The sequence below is a fragment of the Acinetobacter sp. Ver3 genome (genome assembly GCF_000632455.1).
Lineage (GTDB): Bacteria > Pseudomonadota > Gammaproteobacteria > Pseudomonadales > Moraxellaceae > Acinetobacter.
This window is the reverse complement of sequence record NZ_JFYL01000011.1, coordinates 58,607-64,633: the sequence shown is the minus strand read 5'-3', so window position 1 is coordinate 64,633 and position 6,027 is coordinate 58,607. Positions and strand designations below refer to the sequence as shown.

Sequence of the window (6,027 nt, the reverse complement as noted above, 5' to 3'; positions counted from 1 at the left end):
CCTAAATAGGCTCTTTTTTTTGCGTATATATCTTAAATAAATAATAGCTGGTCAATAGTCCTAGGGTGGAAAGACTTACGGTAACCCATGCGGCATTGGACCACTGGTGAGAAGACGAAACGAGAGCTGCTGTTGCTGGGGGAACAAGGAACTGCGCACATGCAGAAATTTGCAGCACTAAGCCCATACTGGATGCTGCTGCATTGACCTGTGGTGCGTATCTAAGCGTATTGGCAAAGACGGTCGTCGGAATAATGCCACCGATAAAAGAAAACAAAATAGCGCACAAATATTGCAACTCAAAAATCAACCAATAGGGTTGTGAAAATACAACCCAGCTACATAAAATTAGACTTAAAAAACTAAATTGAAGTAATTTAAAAGGAGATATGCCTTTTTGAAGTAATACGCCTGCGCCAAAGGTTCCACCTAAGTTAGATAATACAACCATTGACACCAAAATTCCTGCAAGCTTTAAATCCATATTGAATGAGACATACAAGCTGGGTAAAAAACCTGTGAGTGTGATCCATTGACTGGTATAGCAAGCAAAGATAACGGCTAGACAGAGAATGGGTGGATGGGTCACGGTGGCTTTAACAATAGATAAAAAAGAGTTGGAGGTTGATGTGTTCAGTGGTGCTGTTGTTACAGTGGTTTGTTTATCGTCATAACGTAAAAAATGGTAAATCATCAAGGCAACAAGCCAACACAAGGCACCAAATAATGCCCAAATGTGTTGCCAACTGAGCCATTCGAGTAATACAGGAATGGTCAAAATAGCAAGACTAACCCCAACTCCCATATAAGAACTCCATAACCCCATTTTAAAATTCATGGTTTCAGGTGTGCTTAGGCGTTTTAAAATTGCGGGAGCGCAAAGACTAATGGTGAGAAATCCAATACCTTCCATAAATCGAAAAAAATAAAGGCTAACACTATGATCAATCCATAAGCCTGCAAAACTACTCATCCCCAATAGAATGAGTGCAAAAATAAGGCATTTTTTGAGTCCTATTTTCTCAGATACAGCACCAATACACAGGGCAAATAGCATTCCAGCACCTTGAACCAGTGATAAGGATAGGCCTGCTTGGGTGAAACTTAGATTTAAATCTTTTTGAAGAATTGGAATAACAGCAGAAAGTTTACCGACATGAATTGCAGCAAGGTAGCCTGCCAAAATAATCCAAATGTCATAAGGTGATATTTTTGACATTTGCGTTTAAAAATCCTTTTATTCGCGAGCTGAATCTCAATGAGATATAGCAATATCATAAATAGAACTGTTGCCTCATACCATTTAGACATAAGTTTATATCCAATATGGCGGTAGCGAAGATACGAAGGAACAATAGAACCAATACTGTGGTGGTTTTTAATGTGCACATTAATCATTATTCTGGTGCGTTATAAACTAGATCGAATGGTAAAATACATAAAAAAGGCACACCTCATAATAAATCTAGTTTAAACTCTGAAATCATATGAAAAAAACAATTAAAGGCTCCGTGAAAAAAAGTAAATAAACTTTCATGGATATACGATTGTGATTACAATTGATACCTTATATAAAATTTTCTGTTAGCTCTTAGATTTGAAGAATTAGACCGTGACACAAGCTCAGCATAAACAACCTAAACATGTCATGATGATGGCTGCAGGTACAGGTGGACATGTATTTCCTGCCCTAGCAGTTGCTCAGGAATTACAACAGCAAGGTGTCGAAGTGTCATGGTTGGCAACGCCCTCAGGTATGGAAAACCGCTTGCTTAAAAATCACCAAATTCCAATTTATCAAATTGATATTCAGGGTGTGCGTGGCAATGGAATCGTCCGTAAGCTGCAAGCCCCTTTTAAAATTTTAAGAGCAACGCTTAGCGCAATGCGCTATATGAAACGATTAAACGTAGATGCAGTCGCTGGTTTTGGAGGTTATGTTGCAGGTCCTGGTGGTTTGGCTGCGCGTATTCTTGGTATTCCTGTCATCATTCATGAGCAAAATGCAGTAGCGGGTTTCACCAATACCCAATTGGCTCGTGTTGCTAAAACGGTCTGTCAGGCATTCCCGAAAACATTTCCAGAAAATCATAAAATCGTGACTACAGGTAATCCCGTACGTAAGGAAATTTCTGCGATATTGAGTCCTGCTTGGCGATATCAAGAGCGAGAAAAAGCCAATCAACCTATTCGTATTTTAATTGTAGGCGGCTCCTTGGGCGCACAAGCATTGAATGAGCGCGTACCCGAAGCACTGAAACAATTAGATGTTCCTTTAAGTGTTTATCATCAGTGTGGTCAAAATCATCCTGATAGCACGCGGGCACGTTATGCCGATGCTCCTGATCATTTACAGGTAGAAGTTCAACCGTTTATTGAAAATATGGCGGAAGCCTATGCCAATGCCGATCTTGTAATCTGTCGTGCTGGTGCACTGACGGTTACTGAGATTGCTACTGCGGGTGTTGCAGCCGTATTTGTACCTTTGCCAAGTGCAGTAGATGACCACCAAACCGCGAATGCCAAATTCCTAGCAGATATTAATGCTGCAAAAATTTGTCCACAAGCGACACTCACTCCTGATTCATTAAAAGCAGTTTTATTGCCACTCATGAACCGTACATTGTTGACGGAAATGGCTGTTAAAGCACGTCAACAAGCTCAACCAGATGCAACTCAGCGTGTGGTTGCTTTAATTCAAGATTTGTAAGTTTTTAGAGAAAATTATGTCTTCAACGAACCCAGCTGATAAAGCAAAAAACCTGATTAAGATTCCTGAAATGCGCCGTATCAAACATATTCATTTTGTGGGTATTGGTGGTGCAGGAATGTGCGGGATTGCGGAAGTCTTAAAAAACCAAGGCTATAAAGTTTCAGGGTCGGATATTAAAGCCTCTAAAACCACTGCACAGCTTGAAGAAAATGGCATTAAAGTTCATATCGGACACGCTGCTGATAATATTGACGGTGCGAATGTATTGGTTGTATCGACTGCGATTGACCAAGAAAATCCAGAAATTAAAGCAGCGATTGAAACACGTATCCCTGTAGTTCGTCGTGCGGAAATGTTGGGTGAGTTGATGCGTTACCGTCATGGTATTGCGGTTGCAGGTACACATGGTAAAACCACAACGACAAGTTTGGTGACCTGTATGCTTGCTGAAGAAAATATGGATCCGACTTATGTGATTGGTGGTTTGCTTAATCGCTCTGGAGTAAATGCTGCTTTAGGTGCGAGTCGTTATATTGTAGCTGAAGCAGATGAATCTGATGCTTCATTCCTATATTTAGAACCAATGGCCGCTATTGTCACCAACATTGATGCTGATCATATGGACACTTATGGTGGTAGCTTCGATGTTTTGAAAGATACTTTTGTTCAATTCTTGCAGAAGCTTCCGTTCTACGGTTTAGCCGTAGTGTGTGGCGATGATCAAAATATTCGTGAAATCATGCCACGTATTGGTCGACCTGTTTTAACTTATGGTTTTAACGAAGATAACGATATTCGTGCTGTAGATGTGGTACAAGAAGGGATGCAATCACATTTTACTGTGCTTCGTAAAAACAAAGAGCCACTCAAGTTAACCATTAATATGCCTGGTTTGCATAACATCCTTAATGCGTTAGCTGCGATTGGTGTGGCAACTGATGAAGGTGTATCTGATGCTGCAATCGCTCGTGCTTTAGAAAGTTTTAGTGGTGTAGGGCGTCGTTTCCAAATTCAAGGTGAATTTGAGTTAGGTGATGGAACGGTCAAACTGGTTGATGATTATGGTCACCATCCAAAAGAAGTTGAAGCAACGATTAAAGCTGCGCGTGCAAGTCATCCTGATCGTAGACTTGTGATGATGTTCCAACCTCACCGTTTTAGCCGTACACGTGATTGTTTTGATGATTTCGTTGATGTCTTGTCACAAGTCGATCAATTACTGCTATTAGAAGTATATTCTGCAGGTGAAAAGCCGATTGTTGGTGCAGATAGTCGCTCATTGGCAAGAAGTATCCGATTGCGTGGTGATGTTGAACCCATCTTGATTGATCCAGTAGAAGGGAATTTGCCAAATGTGATACAAAAAGTGTTACAAGCAAATGACTTGTTATTGACTCAAGGTGCGGGTAACGTTGGAGCAATTTCAATTGAGCTTGCTCAGAACCAGCTCTATTTAAAATAATCGTCGTTTGATGATTTGGCTAAATTGAAAATTTTATAAGTTTAAGGAACTAAACGTGTCAAATGCTTCTAAATTCGGCAAAGTTGCTGTATTGCTTGGTGGTAAATCTGCAGAGCGTGAGGTGTCATTAGATAGTGGTAAGGCTGTACTTGAAGCATTGGTACGTTCAGGGGTGAATGCAGAGGGTTTTGACCCTCAAGAACGCAGTGTGACTGAACTGGTAAATTACGATCGTGCATTTATTGTGTTACATGGTCGTGGTGGAGAAGATGGTCAAATCCAAGGCGCATTAGAGTGGTTAAATATTCCATATACTGGAACTGGTGTGCAGGGGTCGGCTATCGGAATGGATAAAGTAAAGACCAAGCAAATTTGGCAAGGTTCTGAACTTCCTACAGCGCCATACCGCATTGTTTCTAAAGATACTGATGCACAAGCACTCGTTGCAGAGCTTGGATTACCACTGATTATCAAACCCGTGCACGAAGGCTCGAGTGTGGGCATGAGTAAGGTTGAGAAAGCAGAGGATTTAGCTGAAGCAATTAAAAAAGCGACTCAACATGATGCCGTGGTCATGGCTGAGAAGTGGATTACAGGTCGTGAATTTACGATTTCATTTTTAAACGGACAACCATTACCAGTCATCCGTTTACAACCTCCAGCTGATGTAGCCTTTTATGATTATGAAGCTAAATACCAACGTAATGATGTTGAATATGGTATCCCTTGTGGTTTGAGTGAAGCTGAAGAAAAAAGTTTACAAGCGCTTTGCTTACGAGCGTTTCAAGCTGTTGGGGCAAGTGGTTGGGGTAGAATTGATGCTATGCAGGACGAGCAAGGTCAATTTTGGCTGCTAGAAGTGAATACTGTTCCAGGCATGACCAGTCATTCATTGGTACCAAAAGCAGCTCAAGCAGTAGGTTATAGTTTTGAAGATTTGTGTTTGGCTATTTTAGAGCAAACCTTAGCGAAAGAATCACACTAAGTTATGGCTCAACTACCTCCATCGATGCGTCGCAAACGTGCGGCGATTACATCGATTCATGACAAACCACCGACTCGCAAAGAGAAAATGATTAATGCGGGTGGTTGGGTCATGCTTATTTTTGCATGTTGTGTACTTTTGGTCGGGATTTATGGCTTATATAGCGTCATGACCAGTGCAAAGGTAGCATCTTTGGATGTGGTTGGTCTGCAAGCCGAGCCTGAAATTAGTCAAGTGAAACAGCAGTTAATGCCTACCATTACAGGCAATTATTTTACTGCTGATCTTGAGCAAATTCGTGATAAGGCATTAGAGATTTCTTGGGTAGATCGAGTGGTCATTTCTAGAGCTTGGCCAGACGGTATTAAGGTTCGTGTTATTCCGAAACATCCGATTGCACGTTGGGGAACAGGACGTCTGTTAAGTGATCAGGGTGTGGTCTATACAGAGGCATATTCTAGAAATCACGCAAATTTACCACTTATGCATGGTCCGTCAGATCAGTCAAAAGTCATGATGAGACGTTATCATGAAATTAATCAACTGTTTAGTCCAGTGAATCTGCGTTTGAAAGAGCTATATTTAACAGATCGTCGGACATGGTTTATGCAGTTCGATTCGGGTTTACGTATTATTGTGGATCAGGATCAGACCATGAGCAAACTGCAACGATTGAGTCACTTATCTCAAGCAGATCTGAAAGTGGTTTGGCCAAGAGTTTCAGCGATTGACTTACGTTACCGTAATGGCTTGGCGATTCAATGGAAAAATGCGACACCACCAAAGATTATAAATGGTCAGTTTGTTGTAACCATTAATGACATTAACATTGCAGATTCAAGAGTTGCAAAGCCATAATACGTGGCT

At 41.0% G+C, this 6,027-nt stretch carries 5 protein-coding genes; 4 read left to right on the top strand and 1 reads right to left on the bottom strand.

The genetic code is table 11. The features are described 5' to 3' along the window. Nucleotide 1: 1 nt before the first annotated feature. Nucleotides 2-1,219: a CynX/NimT family MFS transporter gene (locus CL42_RS05205; protein WP_035265838.1), complete on the bottom strand. Its 1,218-nt coding sequence runs from the start codon at nt 1,217-1,219 to the stop codon at nt 2-4. A 393-nt stretch (nt 1,220-1,612) separates the two neighbouring features. On the opposite strand from CL42_RS05205, the gene murG reads away from it, so the two are divergent. Genes murG through CL42_RS05185 form a run of 4 tightly spaced genes read left to right on the top strand, consistent with a single transcriptional unit; the run spans nt 1,613 to nt 6,018 of the window. Further along, nucleotides 1,613-2,710, top strand: a complete 1,098-nt coding sequence (gene murG / locus CL42_RS05200) for an undecaprenyldiphospho-muramoylpentapeptide beta-N-acetylglucosaminyltransferase (protein WP_035265837.1) — start codon at nt 1,613-1,615, stop codon at nt 2,708-2,710. Between the two features lie 16 nt (nt 2,711-2,726). After that, a complete protein-coding gene (gene murC, locus CL42_RS05195; RefSeq protein WP_035265836.1) occupies nt 2,727-4,175 on the top strand; it encodes a UDP-N-acetylmuramate--L-alanine ligase in 1,449 nt (482 codons plus the stop codon). Nucleotides 4,176-4,230: 55 nt separating this feature from the next. Further along, nucleotides 4,231-5,160: a D-alanine--D-alanine ligase gene (locus CL42_RS05190; RefSeq protein ID WP_035265835.1), complete on the top strand. Its 930-nt coding sequence runs from the start codon at nt 4,231-4,233 to the stop codon at nt 5,158-5,160. A 3-nt stretch (nt 5,161-5,163) separates the two neighbouring features. After that, on the top strand, nt 5,164-6,018 hold the full coding sequence (locus tag CL42_RS05185) for a cell division protein FtsQ/DivIB (RefSeq protein WP_035265833.1): 855 nt from the start codon (nt 5,164-5,166) through the stop codon (nt 6,016-6,018). Nucleotides 6,019-6,027: the final 9 nt, after the last annotated feature.